This window comes from Aliirhizobium wenxiniae (genome assembly GCF_014201355.1).
GTDB classification, from domain to species: Bacteria; Pseudomonadota; Alphaproteobacteria; order Rhizobiales; family Rhizobiaceae; genus Neorhizobium; species Neorhizobium wenxiniae.
The window spans coordinates 1-16940 of record NZ_JACHEG010000020.1; the positions used below are offsets into that span (position 1 = coordinate 1).

The following is a 16940-nucleotide window of genomic DNA, read 5'->3' on the forward strand; positions in this document are numbered from 1 at the left end:
GCGACACGCCGGAGGCCGGACAGCCGCTCAGGCGCAATCCGGCCGATCGCACGCCAAGCACCCTTGAATTCGTCAATTTCGGCGATCAGCGACAGGATTTCAGGCGTGATCCGGACGGTCGCCGTATTTAGAAATTCCATTTGCGCATCCATTCCCATCCAATTTTTGAGGCGCTGTCATGCACTATTTATCCATCCAATTCCATCCAATTTTCACGAGAGAGTTCGTCAGATCTGTCAGTCGTGACCTGGATGACTGGCCATTCCTCAATCGAATCCAGACTTTTGCAGCGAGACGAGAGACGATGTACGAGGACGAGGATTTCTAAGTCTCTAACGTCTCTAGCAGTTCGGATGAGATCGACGCGGAACAACCGCGGGGCCGTAGGTTCGACCCTCTCAAGAGCTTAGAACAGCAGTCATCTAACATAGGCCATTGGATGACCCAAATCGGGATGGCGCATAACGCCCATTCTAGTTCCGTAGATTGCCTGCAGTTGATCCGCCGTCAGAATTTCCTCCGGCTTCCCGCGCACGATCAGTGCACCCGAATGAAGAGCGAGGATTTCGTCGCAGAAGCGAGCCGCCATGTTGACGTCGTGTAGGACAACGACAACGCCCAATCCGCGCTCCTCGGTGAGCCGGCGAACCAGTGACAGGACTTCTACCTGATGGCCAATATCCAAGGCTGAGGTTGGCTCGTCGAGCAGCAAGCAGTCAGGGTTCTGGGCGACCAGCATAGCCAACCAGACGCGCTGACGTTCTCCGCCGGACAGGGTATCGACGCCGCGGTCGCGGTAGATCGCAACGTCGGTCAGTTCCATCGCTTCTTCGACCATTTTCCGGTCCTCGGCACCAAACCGGCCGAGTGCGCCATGCCAGGGATAACGCCCGAGGGCCACGAGCTCGCCGACGAGCATGTCCGCTGCCGCCGGTGTCTGCTGGGGCAGATAGGCGACCTTGCGGGCGAAAGGCCGGTCACGCCATTCCTCCAATCGTTTGCCTTCAAAGGAGATTACGCCGCCAGTGGGCACCTGCTGGCGCGCGAGAAGCTTGATCAGGGTGGATTTTCCGGAGCCATTATGGCCGATGAGACCAATGACGTTGCGTGCGGGGAGGGTCAATGTCAGTGGCTCTAGCAGGACGCGCTGGCCGGCGGAAAAGCTTGCGTGGTCGAGTTCGAACAGTGGAGTGGTAGTGTCGCCGGGATGTGCCGTCACGACTTGTGAAGTCTGCATTTCCGTGTGTTTTGATATGTCATTCATGGGATTTGCCTCTCGCTTCTATGGCCGCGACGTGGTCTTGCCGTTTGAGCGAATGACCCAAAGGAAATACGGTCCGCCGATGAATGCCGCGATGACGCCTGCCGGTATCTCGTAAGGAAAGTCCGCGGACCGCCCGAGCCAGTCGGCGGTGATCATCAATGCAGCGCCGATGGCGCTGGCGACGAAGAGCATGCGTGCCTGTCCCCGCACGCCGGCTACTCGCGCAATGTGCGGCGCCATCATGCCGACGAAGCTCAATGGTCCGACAACCAGTGTCGCGATACCGGTCAGGGTGGTGGCAAACAGCAGCAACACGCCGCGCGACCGCCGCGGATTGATGCCGAGCGCGCGTGCCGTATGATCGCCGAGGGGCAGCACCTCCACCCAACGCCGAAACAGTGGGGATAAAGCGAAACCGATCAGGGCAAGGGCTGTTGCAGTCAGCGCGACGATGCCGGTGGCCCGGAATGTCGGCCCCATCGTCCATGCCAGAATATAGCTGGCCCGTGGGTCACCGCTCGCGACGATGAGGGAGATGATGGCGGTGGCAAGCGCCCCGACCGCAATGCCGCCCAACAAAACCGGCCCCGGTGCATAACTTCTTCGTCTGGCGACCGCCAGCACGAGAGAGAAGGACAGGACTGCGCCGATTATGCCCCCGGCAATCGGCATGAGGGGAGAGGCCATGCCGCCGAAAAAGAATGCGGCGATGATGCCAAGTCCTGCGCCTCCGCTGACGCCGAGCCCCTCGGGGCTGGCCATCGGGTTGCGGGTGATCGCCTGTGTGATGGCGCCCGCCATGGCAAGCATGGCGCCGGCACTGGCCGAGGTCAGGACACGCGGCCAGCGGCCGGAAAAGATCCCCCACGGATCGATGCCATGGGTGAACAACTGCTCGGTCAGGGAGAAGATTGCGACGAAGACCAGGATCGCGCCGCAGACGAAAACGAGGGATCGGCCGGATGTCGGGCGTGGGGATGTGTGTTCCGCAATCGGCATGAGCTGGTCGATCGATGGCGGGGCGCTTCTGAGGAGAGCGAGCATCAACAAAGCACCGGCGATCGCGGTGATCGTGCCGGTCGGCACTTCGCCGATGATCGGTGCGCTGACAAGAACAACGCCGTCGGCGACCAGCAGCAGGAGGGCGCCGATCAGCGATCCCCAGAACAGGCGCTGGTTCAGCGTCCGGGCGCCTGCCATGCGGGCAACATGACTTGCGGCAAGACCGACAAATGCGATCACGCCAACCCGTGCCACGACAAGCGCCCCCAGTATCGTGGCGATGAACAGGACAAGCGCGCGCATGCTGGGCAGCGATAGCCCGAGGCTACGGGCGTTTGCGTCGTCTAGGCCGGCGATTGCCAGCGGACGCTGGAAGATCAGCAGGACAGGCACGAAGATGATCAGGCGTATCGCCAGTGCAATCGCGTTCGAATAGTCGTTCTGGATCAGCGATCCGCTGCCCCAGATGAAGACGCCGCGCAGGTATTCATGGTGGAAAAGCGCCAGGATAACCGAGCCCGAACCTGCCGAGAAACTGATGACCATGCCGCAGAGAAGCAGCGTCATCGGAGAAAATCCGGTCTTGCGCGCAAGGCCCGAGACTATCGCCACCGCCGCAAGACCGCCAATGAGCGCTGCGATCTCGCGCTGGAAGGCAGATGCCGTGACGACCGAGAGCGACAGGAGAGTGATCGCCAGCTGCGCGCCTGAAAGGATGCCGAGCGTCGATGGCTCCGCGAGCGGATTTTTCAATAATTGCTGGAAGATGGTGCCAACGAAGGTGAGAGCCGCGCCGGCAAGAATGGCGACGATGATCCGCGGCAGAAGCGAGTAATGGACATAGATCTGTCCAAACGACGCTGCGTTCGGGTTCAGCAACGTGGTCCGCAGATCTGAAAGCGGAATGTAGCCGAGCACGGCGAAGGCGTAGAGACCAAAAGCAGCGAGCGCCATGATGGCGCAAAGGCGGGTAGGGGTTATCAACCTTGACATCATGCGAGATCGAGACCCCGTCGGATGACTTCGGCGAAACGCATGGCCGAAGGAAACGCGCCAAAAACCCAGGTAGGCGGGATCATGGTGACACGACCATTGCGCACCGCTGGCAGGGACTGCCAGAGCGCACTTTTCAGGAATGTGCCGGGCGGACCTGGTTCGATGATGATGATCCGGGCCTCCGGATACCGGGCGATCGCGTCCAGGCCCGCCGTTGCAAATCCCCAATTGTTCGTCGCGCCGTTCCAGGCATTCTGGATGCCGAGACGTTTCAAGATGTCGTCAAACAGACCTCCGGCACCATAGATGTCGACCAGCCTGTCGTCGGTGAACTTGATGATCAATAGCGGCCGCCCGTCGTATTTTTTGGCCTCGGCGGCGATTGCCTCCAGCCGGGCGTCGGATTGTTGCAGATATTCCGTGGCGACCTGTTCCCGGCCGGTCTTGGCAGCGATTTCCTTAAGGGCCCTCTCTGCCGCCGCCAGAGGTTTGCGCTCGGCACTATAGAGCGGCAGCGCAAGGGTCGGGGCGATCTCGTCGAGCCGTGCCTGCGAGACGCCGTATCCCGCCTGCGACAAGATCAGATCCGGCTTTAACGACCTCAGCAATTCTATATTCGGCCATGACCGCAAACCGAGGTCGATCGTCTCCCGTGACAGGGCAGGGACCACCACCCGATCACCGTAAAGAGGCGCTTCGGCGACGGCCATCGGCTGGAGCCCCAGCGCAAGCAGGGTTTCCGCCCATCCCCAATCGAGAACCGCGATCCTCGATGCCGCGGCGGACGCACCAGTCTGGTCAGGCACAAAAACAGACGCCAACGCGACGGCGAATTGCCGTCGCGTCAGTCCATGGTTACGGTTCTGTTCGGTAGGACGATACACGGCCTTACCAGCTGTATTTCAGGGTCGCGTAGACGCTGCGACCTTCGCCCCAATAGCAGCCCGTGGCAGCGATGCAGGTCGACACGTATTTGCGGTCAAACAGGTTGCTGAAGTTGAGCGATGCCTTCAGGCCTTCGAGCTTCGGATTGGCCTTGCCGAAATCGTAACGAACCGCCGCGTCGAAGACGGTATAGGACGGGATGTCGAACTGGTTGGCGTTGTCGCCAAAGGTTTGCCCGGTATAGCGGGCGCCCGCACCAAAGCTGAGCCCATCCCACGCGTCGGACGTCTGGACGGCGTAATCGAGCCAAAGGGATGCCTGCTGGCGCGGAACGAAGGCAAAGCGATTGCCCTGGTTGCTGACGCCTGCGGCATTAGCGTTGGCCTTGGTAATCTCGCTGTCGGTATAGGCATACGATGCCAGAATATTGAGGGCGTCGGTGAGCTCCGCCTTTCCTTCCAGCTCAATGCCCCGCATCCGGACTTGGCCTGTCTGGACGCTGAAGCTGGTATTTTCCGGATCGGGTGACAAGACATTGTCCTGCGTTAGATGATAGGCGGAAAGGGTGATAAAGCTGTTGCTGCCATCAGGCTGGTATTTGACGCCGACTTCGAACTGTTCACCGGTAGTCGGGTCGAAGGCGGTACCGGCGCGGTCCGTGCCACTGGCGGGGCTGAACGATGTCGAATAGCCGGCATAGGGCGAAAAACCATTGTCGAAATTATAGACGAGGCCGGCACGCCAGGTGAACTTGCCGTCCCGCTGATCGACCCTGTTGTCTGCGGCACTTGTCCGCGTCCTGGTATCGGTATCAGCCCAGTCGTAGCGGCCACCGAGCGAGAAAACGAAATTGTTCCATTCCATCTGGTCCTGGGCGTAAAGTCCGACCTGGCTCCGCTCCTGGTCGATACGCGTTGAAATAGGCGGCCGGCTGATTGGCGTCGCGCCATAAACCGGATCCAGCCCGTTGAACGGCGTGAAGATCGGGGACAGGGCGGATTCCTCGTAGCGGCTGCTCTCGTAGGAATAATCCAGACCGAACAGGGCGGTGTGGGCGAAATCTCCGGTCTGGAAATGCCCTATAGCCTGATTGTCGATGGTGACCGCGCGGGCACTTTCTGGGAAGGCCCAGGCATAACGATAGAAGGCCTTCGGATCACAAGCGGCCGGGCAATAGGGCTGAACGCGCTGGGTATCGGTGTCGATATAGGAGTAACGAAGGTTCTGTCGGACGGTCCAGGTGTCGTCGAGGTCATGCTGGAATTCGTAGCCAACAGATGCCTGGTCGCTGCTGTAATGGTCGTAGCCCGGCTCGCCGGGAAATGCGCTTCGCGGCAGTTCCGGATAGATGCCGGTATAGAGCGTGCCGTTTGCGGGAAGGGCCGGCGCTCCGCCGCCTCCGGGGGAGTCGATGTGCTGGTAGCTGCCGTAAAGCGTGAGCGACGTTCCTTCATCCGGCTTAAAGGTCAGCGACGGCGCCATATAGGCTTTCTTCTCTCGAACATAGTCGTATTGGGTATCCGTCAGGCGGCCGACGCCGACGATGCGATAAAGCAGACTGTCATCATCGCCGATCGCGCCGTTGAGGTCGAATGCGGTCTGGATACGATTGTTCGTTCCGAACTGCGTTTCGACTTCATTTTGAGCTGTGGCGCTCGGACGCTTCGACACCATGTTGATCAGGCCGCCCGGATCGCCCTGACCATAGAGAACCGACGCCGGACCTTTAAGGACTTCGGCGCGCTCAAGGCTAAAAGGCTCGACACGTGGCTGGGCATAACCGCGTGAGCCGAACGGCAGTCGCAGACCGTCAAGATATCGGCTTGGGCGAAAGCCGCGGATCGTGAACCAGTCATAACGCGAATCGTCACCAAATTGGCTGATGACGCCCGGCGTATAGCGCAATGCCTGGGTCAGGGTGGCCGAGCCCTGCGCTGCCATCTGGTCCTTCGTCACCACATTGATGGCCTGTGGGGTATTCTTGAGCGAGCTATCCGTCTTGGTGCCCGTTGCGCTCTGCGTGGCGACAAATCCCTCGACCGGTCCACGTGCCTGCTCTCCCTGCAGAATGATCGGCTGCAGGGACGTGGCGGCATCTGCCGAACCGGCGGCGGCAGCTGCCTGCGGATTGATCAGCAGAACCGTGGTTGCCGTGGTAAAGCGATAGGTGAGGCCGGTGCCAGCCAGCAGCCGTGTCAGAGCGCCCTCGGCGGTCAGATTGCCGGTGAAACCGGCGGTGCGCAGATTGGGCGGAAGAGGACCGTCGAACGCAACGTCGATGCCCGTCACGGATGAATAACGCACCAGCGCCGCCGACACGGATTGTTCCGAAATCGCGAACGTGTAGCTTTTGGCGCCCTGGGCGACAGCTGCAGTTGATATCGCAAGCGGCGCAAACCCGACACACGCTGCCAGCAGCATCCTTCGAAACACGCGAAGGCGATCGCCGCCGATTTGATTGTTTTTCACCACTGTATTGCCCCCTGCAGACGCATTACTGCCCGAGCATTCTCGGGCGTCTCAACAAGGGGACGCGGGGGCCCGTAAAAAACCTCGGTCGATTTTCGATTTTTTTATTGCGGGTAGATCAAGGTCAGCCAGGGCGAGTAGCTTGCAATCCGGATAGGCAGGCCGTTCTCCAGATTCTCCAAGATCCGGCCGGCCCGCCGCACGTCGACAATGATGCTCACGGGTCGGCGCGAAAGGGTCCTGTCCATGACGATCATCTTGCCTCGACGCCATCTTGAAAGCGTGGCTACGACGTCTTCGAACGGGGTGGAGATGAAGACAAGCTTTCCACCGCGCCAGGAAAGTTGAGCGTCGACATCCATCATTACCGGGACCGACAACCGATCATTGGCAAAAATAACGGACTGGCCTTCGCGGACATCCTGCTCCTCAGTGGGTGACGAGACCCTTACCGTATGTTCCGTGACGGCGACGACGATGTCATTCTCCTGCATCCCGACCGAGAACTGGGTTCCGAGCGCGGTGCTTCGGAGCTGCTTGCAAGCGACGACGAAGGGGCGGCTGGCGTCTGGGGCGACGATGAAGAATGCTTCGCCCTCCCGTAAAACCACCCGGCGTTGGTTCGTAGTGAAATCGAGCGATATTGCCGTTGCCGTCGAGAGTTCGACGATCGACCCGTCCGGCAATGTGAAGCGCGCAGTCTCTCCAACCCCGGTTCGGTAATCCGCGGCTGCAGACCTGAGGTAGATGGCCGAGCCCAAGCCGGCCGCGGCAAGGACCACGAGGGCGCCACCGGATTTGAGGACCTTCCGACGCGTCAGAGACGGGTTTGGCATGACTTCCGGCAGGGCGGCAGCGCCAAGCCACAAACGCTCGAGTTCGGAATAGGCCGCGACATGTTCGGGACTGCGCTGGAGCCAGGCCCTGAACTCCGCGCGATCGTTGGCAGTAGCGCCTTCATCGAGCAACAGCGCGAACCACTCTTCCGCCTGCCGCGAAACGCCCGTATCGGCGGGACATTGTTCATTATCGGAGGTCATGCATCCGCTGCCTCTTGGCCCAAAATAGGTGACGCCTCGACATTTTGGGCCTACGCCGCCATTTCTGCCCGCAGACGCCCGAGTGCAACCACCATATGGCCGAAAACCGTCTTGGGCGAAATACCGAGACGCTCTCCGATCTCTACATAAGTGAGACCGTCGATCCGCGATAACATGAAAACCTCGCGTGCCCGTGGCGGCATATGATCGAGTGCCGCCTGCACACGACGAAGCTCTTGGCGGCTTATCGTGGCGGCTTCCGCCGATGGCGTTGGGTCCGAAATGGTTTCCAGCCCATCAATGCCATCGACAAATGGAGCAATCTTTTTGCGGCGCTCATGGTCCAGAGCGAGATTGCGTCCGGTGATCATGAAATAGCCGGCAAGGTCGGCGACGTCTCGCAAAAGTCCAGGCCTCTCCCAGAACCGCAGAAAGGTGTCATGAAGCAGATCGGCAGTGGTTGCTGAACAATCAACCCGGCGATGGATGACGCGCTGCAGACGCGCGCGAACGCCCATATAAGCGTCAAGGATCTCTGGATGTTCTGCGTTTTCCATGAATTGGAGCTATCATCGTCGATCCAACAAAATCAAGAGGAAAGAAGACGATTTCAGTCAAGTTTGGTAGGCGTCATGTAACCGCTGGATAAATCGCCTGGAACAGGCTTTAAACAACCGGGTAATAGGTTCAGATCCGTTCAAGAGCTTGAGGGTTGGTGATGCAATGCGCCTGACCGGCCGTGGTTTTCGCTTGTCACCGCCAACACTGTCAGATCATACAATCCAGATGGCGACGCGGCCCGGGCCTTTACCCCTGCTGCATGAGGCGTTTTTTCCTCAGCGCCGGCGTCTCTTTTCTTTCCTCAAGGCCAAGCTTGTTGATATTGGCGAAGACTGTCCTCAGATGGCTGCGTACACTATCTGTCGCGGACACAGTATCGCCGCGAATGATGGCATCGGCAATGAGATTGTGCTCAGCGAGAATTTCCTTCACCCGGCCTTTGTCCTGCACCGTTAGGTAACGCACACGATCGAATTGCGTTTTAGCGCGCAGGATTGCGTTCCAGGTTCCGGCGTAACCGCTCAATTCGGCGATCAGGGCGTGGAAGCCGTTATCAAGACGGTAGAACTCATCAGGGTTCTTTGCGGCTGCAACCTGTTCACGGATATTTTCTCTCAGGCGCTTGCGTCCTTCGTCATCAATATTGCGTGCTGCATCCGCAACCAGGGCACATTCCAGATGCTCGCGGATGTATTGGCCGACCCGAACAGCCTCCAGGGAGATGGGGGCGACGAATGTGCCGACATGGGGATAGATGACGACCAGTTCTTCCTCACAGAGCTTGATGAGTGCTTCGCGGACCGGTGTCCGACTGACCCCCAACTGCTCACAGATCGCCGCTTCCGAAAGTGGTGCTTCGGCCGCCAGACGGCCGCTCACGATATCGTCCCTGATCTTGTCGAACACCTGGTTCGTCAAACGGTATCGGCTGCGGTCCATCATGGTTTCTCTCGTCTCTTTATGCGCTATGTCAAAATCGCCGTTCGCTAAGAAGTGCTGCTATGATAAAGGCATCGGCGCGCTTTGGCGCCGATGCCTTTGGTCGCGTGTATGACGTGCCTTCAGGCTATTCTTCCATCTCTGAATGCGCTGACCGTATGCATCACGCCCCGGAGTTCGGCAAGTCCCTTGAGGCGACCGACAAACGAGTAGCCTGGGTTCATGGTCTGGCCGATATCGTCGCCGAGAAGGTGGCCATGATCGGGTCTCATCGGTATCTGTGGCACCGAATGACCTATCGAAGCTCGCCGGGATTCCTCCGCCATCATCGCTGCCGTCACAGCAATAAGATCGGTGTCTCCGCCAAGGTGATCGGCCTCGTAGAATGAGCTATCCGGTTCGTGGGTTGTATTGCGCAGATGGACAAAATGAACGCGCGCTGCAAACTCCTTCGCCATTGCCGGCAAATCGTTTTCGGGGTTGGAGCCGAAAGATCCGGTGCACAGGGTCAGGCCACAAGCCTCCTGCGGTACCCCCTTGAAGAGCGCTCTCACATCGTCTGCATTCGACATAACGCGTGGCAAGCCGAAGATCGGGAAGGACGGGTCGTCCGGGTGGATGCAGAGGCGTGCACCCTCTTCTTCGGCAACCGGCGTGATTTCACGCAGGAATTCGATCAGATTGGCACGCAGATCTTCCGTCCCAATCTGCTGGTAGATTTCGAGCATGTCCTTGAATGTCGAGCGGGTATAGGCAAAGTCGCGGGCCGGCAGCCAATCAATCAGCGTCCGTTCCAGTTCCGCGACCGTCTCCTGGGTCATCGCTTCGAAACGCTTCTCTGCCTTCTCGATATGCTCGCCGGAATAGGAGCTTTCAGCGTTTTTACGGTTCAGGACGAAAAGATCGTATGCCGCGAAATCGACGCTGTCATAGCGCAGAGCATAACCGCCATTCGGCAGCCGGTACATAAGATTGGTGCGGCTCCAGTCGGTGATGACCATGAAATTGTAGCAGATTACCTTCACGCCCGAACGTGCGACGTTGCGGATAGACTGCTTGTAATTGTCGATCTTCTCGCGAAAATTGCCGGTACGGGTCTTGATCTCTTCGCCCACACCGATGCTCTCGACAACCGACCAGTTCAACCCTGCGGCCTCGATGACGGCCTTGCGCTTCTCAATTTCATCGACAGGCCAGATGCCGCCCTGGTTCATGTGGTGCAGGGCAGTAACGATGCCTGTGGCTCCCGCCTGACGGGCTTTCTGCAGGCTGACGGGATCCTTCGGGCCGAACCAGCGCCATGTCTGTTCCATTTATATTCTCCTTGTCTTGATATTCGTGTTGATGCGCAGAGGCCTAGTTATCGGCGAGAAAAGTTTTCAGGGTTTTGGTGGTGCCGTCCGTGATGAGACTCGACAGATGGCGGACCACGGCGGCGCGGAAGTGCGGATTGGCGGGCAAATCATCGCCAAAGATGTCCCTGACCGCAAACAGGCTGTCGGCGAGCAACTCGGGATCATCGCCGGCATTGGCGGCGATTGTCACCAGCCGGTCGGCGTAAGGATCAGCGATCCTGTAGTCCGTCCCGCGCTCGTTTCTGCCTGCCAGAAAGCGCATCCAGGCAGCAATCGTCAAAGGTATGACCGCGGGTGGCTTGCCGACGGCGTAAAGTTCGCGCGCGGCTTCGAGAAGGCGAGGCGGTAGTTTCTGCGATCCGTCGGAGGAAATCTGCAGTGTCAGGTGACGGACACCTTTGTTCCGGAAACGGGTTTCAAGTTCCCGCGTATAGTCCTCGACATTGGTCCCGGGAACGACGGGCAGGCTGGGGATGAGATCCTTATCCCAAAGCCAGCGGATGATTTTCGGTAGATCGGCGTCCGCCATCGCGTCGGAAATCGTTTCGATGCCGGCGATAACCGAGAGATAGGCAAGGGTCGAATGAGCACCGTTCAGGCAGCGAAGCTTCATCATCTCGAAGGGGTGGACGTTATCCACCATGATGGCGCCGACGTCTTCCCAGGCCGGGCGCCCCAGCGGAAAGCGATCTTCGATCACCCATTGGCGGAACGGTTCGGTTACGACCGGCCATGCATCCTCAAGGCCGAGATTGGCCGCAACGGTTGCGCGGTCAGCATCCTGGGTCGCCGGCGTGATCCGATCTACCATCGTGCAGGGGAAGGACACGTTATCCTTGATAAACTGGCCGAGTTCCGGATCGCGAAGGCTTGCGAAGCGCGAAACGATGTCGCGAACTTTTGTGCCGTTCTGTGCGAGATTATCGCAAACGAGAACGGTGAAGGGGGACTGTCCCGTTTGCCGTCGCAGCCGGATCGCTTCTGTCAGAAAGCCGGGAATGCTGTTCGGTGTGGTGGGATTGCTGAGATCCGCCAGAATTGCTGGATGCTTTTCGTCGAGAGAACCGGTTGCCGCATCCTGGCAATATCCCTTCTCAGTGACCGTCAGCGTGACGATGCGGATTTGCGGGTCTATCAATAGATCAAAAATATCATCTTTCTGGTCACTGGTGATCATGACATCGAGCATCGAACCGATGACGCGAAGCTTGTCCTCGCCATTGTCTCGAGCGAGCAGTGTGTAGAGGCAATCCTGCGGTTTCAACGCGGCACGGATAGCAGGTGACAGCGTGTCGACACCGATAATGCCCCAGTCCTTTGCTCCTTTTTCCAGAACGTCATCGGTATAGACAGCCAGGTGGGCGCGGCAGAAGGCGCCAAGACCGATATGCACAATGCCCGGAAACACATTCTTTCGGTCGTAAGACGGGCGATGAACGGCAGCTGGCAAAGTTGAAAGCAAAGTGCTGCCGAGACGTTTTCCCGGGGCAGCTTTATTTAAATGAGTGTCCATAAAATCCTCGATGTAGTTTAAGGCGGCAGGGCATTTGTCTCTCGATCCGCTCGCCGCAAAATGTCCGTGTCGGAACTTGAGGGGCGTTGGTGCAAGCTCGTAAGCGAGTTGCGATGCGCACTTGCGCCCGACCCGTCCGTTGTCGGAGACCCCTCTGGTGAGGGATCTCCTCGATTATTCAGATGGTTAGGCTTCGACCCCGGCAGGGGTCATACCCGACCCCGTCTTCGGCAGGATGAAGTGCATGAGGACGAGACCGATAAGGTAAAGCGAGGAGGCGATGATGAAGAGGATGTGGTAGTTGCCCCCCGTTGCATCGAGCAGGCGGCCGACACCCATGGAAACGAACATGCCGACGATGTAGGCGCAGAACCCGCCGATACCGACAACCGAACCCACCGTGTTACGCGGCATTGTATCGGTCACGATCGTATAGACATTGGCCGAATATCCCTGGTGAGCGGAAGCTGCTACGCCAATAAGAAGAACAGCGACCCACATGTTGGAAACCTGCGAGGCCATGAAAACCGGCACGACGCAAAGACCGCAAACGAGGAAGGCAATTTTTCGAGCCCTCAGCGTTTTGACGCCCTTCTTGATCAGGTACGAAGACAGCCAGCCGCCACCGATGCTGCCAACGTCCGCCATGCAATAAATGATGATCAGCGGAAGCATCGCGGCCATCAGGTTCAGGCCATATTGTTGGTGCAGAAACCCAGGGACCCAGTTCAGATAGAACCACCATACCGGCGCGCTGAAGCAAGTGCCGACGATATTGGCCCAGGTACCGCGATATTTAAGCAGCTGCAGCCAAGGAACGTGGACTTGCGGCGGGATGACGTCACTGCGGATATAGGCCAGTTCTTCTTTTGAAAGGCGCTGGTTTTTCTCAGGCCTCTCATAGATGAAATACCAGGCGACGACCCACACGAAGCCGATTGCACCGGTGATGAGGAAGCAGGCGCGCCAACCCCATGCCATGAGGATCAGCGGCACCATGATCGGGGCCACGACAGCTCCGACATTGCTACCCGCATTGAAGATGCCGGTAGCAAGTGCACGTTCCTTGGCCGGGAACCATTCCGTCACCGTCTTGATAGAAGCAGGAAAATTTCCACCTTCCGTCAAGCCCAGGCCGGCACGCGCGACCTTGAAACCCCAAACACTGCTCATGAAGGCATGGATGATGCCGAAAAAGCTCCATGCGGCAACTGCGCCGGGGAGGCCGGTCTTTACCCCAATCTTGTCCATCAGGCGGCCAACGCCGATGTAGCCAAATGCATAAAAGAGCGAAAAAGCAGCGACGATGTCGCCGTAATCCGATTCCGTCCACCCCAGATCGCCCATCAAGGTCGGCTTGAGTAGACCCAGGACCTGACGGTCCATGTAATTGATGGTTGTCGAAAAGAACAACAACCCGACAATTGTCCATCTATATCGACCCACCGTCTTCAATGCCTTTGCAGGCAGTGATGGCTGGTCACCCGTAAGCTCGCTCGTCATCTCTATCTCCCAAATGTTGACTGACCATCCGGGAACACAGCCGTAATCGTCCTCGCGGCGGGTTGTTTCCAAACATGATCATGGGAGACGATGTAATATACCACCATATCAATGGTCGTTGCCGTTCATCAACCAGTGCTTGCGTCATTTCGTCCTGCAACGATGACAGTTTCAGGCGCCATAGGTGAGATCGGCGCGCTGTTCTTGGGACGCTTGGCGTTTGCAGCAATGTGTAGGAGCGCTAGGCTCAGGACTCGTTGATCAGAGCCAGAAAATGACGGTTGCTGCGAGAGCGATAGCGGAGAAGAAGGCAATCGGGCACCGGTCGTAACGGGTAGCAACGCGCCGCCAGTCCTTGAGACGCCCGAACATGATCTCGATCCGGTTGCGCCGTTTGTGCCGGCGCTTGTCGTATCTGACGGTCTTGTTCCGGGATTTCCTGCCTGGAATGCAGGGCGTGATCCCCTTCGCTTGTAAGGCGTCACGAAACCAGTCGGCATCGTATCCACGGTCGGCCAACAGCCATTTGGCCTTGGGAAGTTCATCAAGCAGGGCGGCAGCACCGGTGTAATCGCTGATCTGACCTGTCGTTATGAAGAAACTGATCGGGCGACCATTCGCATCCGTTACGGCATGAAGCTTGGTGTTCATGCCGCCTTTCGTGCGTCCAATCAGGCGGCCAGAGCCCCCTTTTTTGCCCGCAGGCTGGAAGCCGTGCGGTGGGCCTTGAGATAGGTCGGGTCGATCATGATCGTCTTGCGATCCGGTGCCTCAGGCACAGCCAGGTTTTCCATCATCTGGAGAAAGATGCCCTTGTCACCCCAGCGTTTCCAGCGGTTATAAAGCGTCTTGGAGGGACCGTATTCCTTCGGTGCATCGCGCCATCTCAGGCCGTTGCGGTTTACTAAGATGATGCCGCTCAGAACGCGTCGATCATCAACGCGCTGACGGCCATGGCTCTTGGGGAAATAGGGCCGAAGACGGGCCATTTTCTCCTCCGTCAGCCAAAACAAATTACTCATTAGCCAGGCTCCTTCTTGCGAAGCCTGAATCACGCCCGTCAGCTAAAATCAATAGGTCCTGACCCGAGTGCTGAAGACGAAGACTCGCGGAGTCTGATCGTGTATCGGACTCCTGTCCGAACCTTGAGGCGCACGCGTAAACGAGACCAGCGTGCGGCGGGAATAACGGCAGATCACTATCTTGGAAAAACACACTAGAACCCGACCGACCGGCCCGGACAAGTCGTGGGCGGTCAACAGTATTTTATCCGTTCCCGATTTCCGTTGGCGATGCCGTGGCGTTGTAGAGGAGTTCCTTTCTCCGGATTGAGACATGGACGAAACTATTCGCCTAGGCTTTGAGAGCCGACCCTATCTTTTGTGCGGGATCTGACTCCCTTCACTAGGTGATACGGCTGCATAGCGGAACCTTTTTAGGTGTTCGCTGTTCTGTTGGCGCCACACTCTTGTTGCGTACACATCGAGAATAGGGCCGGCCCCGCTACATCCACGAAGTTGTAGCGGGGCTTTTTGATGTCGGGGCGGTGGGGTGCGATCGACCTATTCAACTTGGTGGGGCGGTGATCGGCGCCTTTCCATCTACATCTCCAAATCGATCCGTCATCCATGTTTGCACTACAAACACCGAAATCATTATTGCGGCAGAGAAGAGAAAAGTAGTGATTAAGGGGCGTCGTTCCAGAAATTTCATGAAGTCGGAACGTTGTCATTCGCGATCAGTTCCGGATCAATGTAGGGCGCATAACCAATGAGCCAGATTTCCATTCTCTCTGGGTTTTCGTCCTCGGTGTAAGGACAAACAGACGCTGGATCTCCACGCTCCGCGGCTTCCCTGCCTAGATGAAATAGGTGGATACGTTCAATCGGTATGATCTCAGAATTGTTTACCGTCTCGAAGCCTTCGACCCATGCGTCTAGGCTGATGCCGGCGCGGTCTAGGTATGGATTGGTATGGCGCGGCATCCCTATGCAGGCAGCTCTTCTTCCCTCATTGAAGCATTGTGAGTGCAAAACATCTTCAGCAGACATAAACGGTACCCCTGTTTCGCCCACAAAACTAAAAATTGCAGTTGAAGTTCCTTTTGCATTTCGAGTTTCATGAGGGATCAAGGCAATTATGGTTGGCAGCGCTTGTCCCTTGATCATCAACTCCGGCCAGCTCCCGAAAGCCACGAGATTGTAGATTGCCGTTTCGGATATGGAGGCAGGAACATCGCCCTTTCCACAATGTTTGGTTGGCGCCTCGATAACGAGGGATACCCCATTGGAGGAGTTTCGACATGGGAAATGAAAATCAGGAACGCCCTGAAAAAGGGAGAGACCAGCAGCAGCAGCGGACGGCAAAACCGCAGGATCAGCAGCAACAGCGGCAACAGCGCGAGCAGGATGACAAGCAGGGCAAAGAACATCGCGACAATCAGGATAAGCAATCCGGCAAGGATCGCTAACCAGATCTAGACAGGGAGGGAGGCCGTTGGCCTCCCTTGGATGGATTTTATGCGATAACTCTCCCTTGAGGCCCGCCATGAAGTCAGTCAACGAGCAGTTCCCAAATAATCCGCTACCGACACGCAGCGTGGGCGATGGGAAATTCGTCATCGTTTCCTGCATCATCGCGTGCGCGATCATCAGTGTGATTGCAGTAATCGCGATCCTAGCCATCCATTTTTGAAGCCTGATGCAACGAATGGCGCAAAAGTCGCCAGGGCGGTGGGCTGTCCTTCTTAGTGTCAGCACTACGTAATCAATATCACCGGTTTCCCGGTGACTGGGAGATTCTTGAGCTCTCGCCTAGCGCGGAGAGCCATATTGATCACCAGCGACCCCATCTATCGCGCCGTTCAGGAACCCGATTACAGCTGGACTGTAATCGTGGTTGAGACTGGCCTCGCCTACCGCGTTTCTGGTTATCCCATGGCTCTGCTCACTGAGGACGTGGCCACCGCGTTGGCCGACGTGCTGAACGATATCGATAACGAAAAGCGTACGATCCATTGAGTGGTCCGCATGATGTCAGGGCAGGAAATCATTACGATACTCTTGTAAAAACAGCCCTTACCTTGTTGGCCCTAAAGATTGGAGGGCAAACCCGCGGCCAGCCGATCGTGGTTCTGCGTGGTCGAGATTCTCCTTGCTATCCGTTTGCATAAAGCGCGTTGTACATGGCGAGGCATGTAGCCTCCGAGGGAAAGCCTATGTCTATCCAATGGAGAGATCTCACCGGGAGGCTGACCAGGCGATATTCGCTTGCTGGGAACCAAGACGAGAATAAGTACGCTTTCAGCGACGAGCCGAATGGGACGTCGAAGCTTCAAGACAGAGTTGCACTGGAAGTAATGCAGTACGAGGAACACCAGACTCGTGAAAGACACGCGGCAGCCAGGATCCTAC

General features: G+C 57.7%; 14 protein-coding genes. 2 read left to right on the top strand and 12 right to left on the bottom strand.

The window, feature by feature from the left end:
• Positions 1-418: 418 nt before the first annotated feature.
• The 12 genes from HNQ72_RS30170 to HNQ72_RS30225 all read right to left on the bottom strand — a co-directional run bounded on the left by HNQ72_RS30170 (position 419) and on the right by HNQ72_RS30225 (position 16211).
• Positions 419-1237 (bottom strand): ATP-binding cassette domain-containing protein, encoded by an 819-nt coding sequence (locus HNQ72_RS30170; protein ID WP_210319770.1) that lies wholly within the window; start codon positions 1235-1237, stop codon positions 419-421.
• A 45-nt stretch (positions 1238-1282) separates the two neighbouring features.
• Positions 1283-3259 carry a Fe(3+)-hydroxamate ABC transporter permease FhuB gene (gene fhuB, locus HNQ72_RS30175; protein ID WP_244654663.1) on the bottom strand — a complete coding sequence of 659 codons (1977 nt, stop codon included), beginning with the start codon at positions 3257-3259 and terminating at the stop codon, positions 1283-1285.
• Positions 3259-4068, bottom strand: a complete 810-nt coding sequence (locus HNQ72_RS30180; RefSeq protein WP_244654664.1) for an ABC transporter substrate-binding protein — start codon at positions 4066-4068, stop codon at positions 3259-3261. The genes fhuB and HNQ72_RS30180 overlap by 1 nt, the downstream gene beginning before the upstream one ends.
• Positions 4069-4150: 82 nt before the next feature.
• Positions 4151-6616: a TonB-dependent siderophore receptor gene (locus HNQ72_RS30185; protein WP_244654665.1), complete on the bottom strand. Its 2466-nt coding sequence runs from the start codon at positions 6614-6616 to the stop codon at positions 4151-4153.
• Positions 6617-6720: 104 nt separating this feature from the next.
• Positions 6721-7656, bottom strand: a complete 936-nt coding sequence (locus HNQ72_RS30190; protein WP_183998320.1) for a FecR family protein — start codon at positions 7654-7656, stop codon at positions 6721-6723.
• 50 nt (positions 7657-7706) lie between these two features.
• Positions 7707-8213 (bottom strand): RNA polymerase sigma factor, encoded by a 507-nt coding sequence (locus HNQ72_RS30195; protein ID WP_183998321.1) that lies wholly within the window; start codon positions 8211-8213, stop codon positions 7707-7709.
• Between the two features lie 250 nt (positions 8214-8463).
• Positions 8464-9159: a GntR family transcriptional regulator gene (locus HNQ72_RS30200; protein WP_183998322.1), complete on the bottom strand. Its 696-nt coding sequence runs from the start codon at positions 9157-9159 to the stop codon at positions 8464-8466.
• A 119-nt stretch (positions 9160-9278) separates the two neighbouring features.
• On the bottom strand, positions 9279-10469 hold the full coding sequence (uxuA, locus tag HNQ72_RS30205; RefSeq protein WP_183998323.1) for a mannonate dehydratase: 1191 nt from the start codon (positions 10467-10469) through the stop codon (positions 9279-9281).
• 43 nt (positions 10470-10512) lie between these two features.
• Positions 10513-11919 (bottom strand): mannitol dehydrogenase family protein, encoded by a 1407-nt coding sequence (locus HNQ72_RS30210; RefSeq protein WP_210319768.1) that lies wholly within the window; start codon positions 11917-11919, stop codon positions 10513-10515.
• A 291-nt stretch (positions 11920-12210) separates the two neighbouring features.
• A complete protein-coding gene (locus tag HNQ72_RS30215; protein ID WP_183998325.1) occupies positions 12211-13527 on the bottom strand; it encodes an MFS transporter in 1317 nt (438 codons plus the stop codon).
• 261 nt (positions 13528-13788) lie between these two features.
• Positions 13789-14549 (bottom strand): IS5 family transposase gene (locus tag HNQ72_RS30220; protein WP_183998326.1). Its coding sequence is split into 2 segments (ribosomal slippage): positions 13789-14225 and positions 14225-14549, totalling 762 coding nucleotides; the frame shifts between segments, so codons are not numbered across the junction.
• 687 nt (positions 14550-15236) lie between these two features.
• Positions 15237-16211, bottom strand: coding sequence for an Rmf/CrpP family protein (locus tag HNQ72_RS30225; RefSeq protein ID WP_183998327.1), 975 nt, complete (start codon positions 16209-16211; stop codon positions 15237-15239).
• 147 nt (positions 16212-16358) lie between these two features.
• On the opposite strand from HNQ72_RS30225, the gene HNQ72_RS30230 reads away from it, so the two are divergent.
• Together HNQ72_RS30230 and HNQ72_RS30465 are read left to right on the top strand one after the other, a co-directional pair.
• Positions 16359-16547 carry a hypothetical protein gene (locus HNQ72_RS30230; RefSeq protein WP_183998329.1) on the top strand — a complete coding sequence of 63 codons (189 nt, stop codon included), beginning with the start codon at positions 16359-16361 and terminating at the stop codon, positions 16545-16547.
• A gap of 197 nt (positions 16548-16744) precedes the next feature.
• A partial coding sequence (locus tag HNQ72_RS30465) for a hypothetical protein (RefSeq protein WP_210319769.1) occupies positions 16745-16940 on the top strand: 196 nt, incomplete at its 3' end.

Coding starts and splice junctions, on each gene's coding strand:
- HNQ72_RS30200 (WP_183998322.1), bottom strand. CDS start 9,159: ATGATGGACCGCAGCCGATACCGTTTGACGAACCAGGTGTTCGACAAG.
- HNQ72_RS30215 (WP_183998325.1), bottom strand. CDS start 13,527: ATGACGAGCGAGCTTACGGGTGACCAGCCATCACTGCCTGCAAAGGCA.
- uxuA (WP_183998323.1), bottom strand. CDS start 10,469: ATGGAACAGACATGGCGCTGGTTCGGCCCGAAGGATCCCGTCAGCCTG.
- HNQ72_RS30190 (WP_183998320.1), bottom strand. CDS start 7,656: ATGACCTCCGATAATGAACAATGTCCCGCCGATACGGGCGTTTCGCGG.
- HNQ72_RS30170 (WP_210319770.1), bottom strand. CDS start 1,237: ATGCAGACTTCACAAGTCGTGACGGCACATCCCGGCGACACTACCACT.
- HNQ72_RS30225 (WP_183998327.1), bottom strand. CDS start 16,211: ATGGCTAGGATCGCGATTACTGCAATCACACTGATGATCGCGCACGCG.
- fhuB (WP_244654663.1), bottom strand. CDS start 3,259: ATGTCAAGGTTGATAACCCCTACCCGCCTTTGCGCCATCATGGCGCTC.
- HNQ72_RS30195 (WP_183998321.1), bottom strand. CDS start 8,213: ATGGAAAACGCAGAACATCCAGAGATCCTTGACGCTTATATGGGCGTT.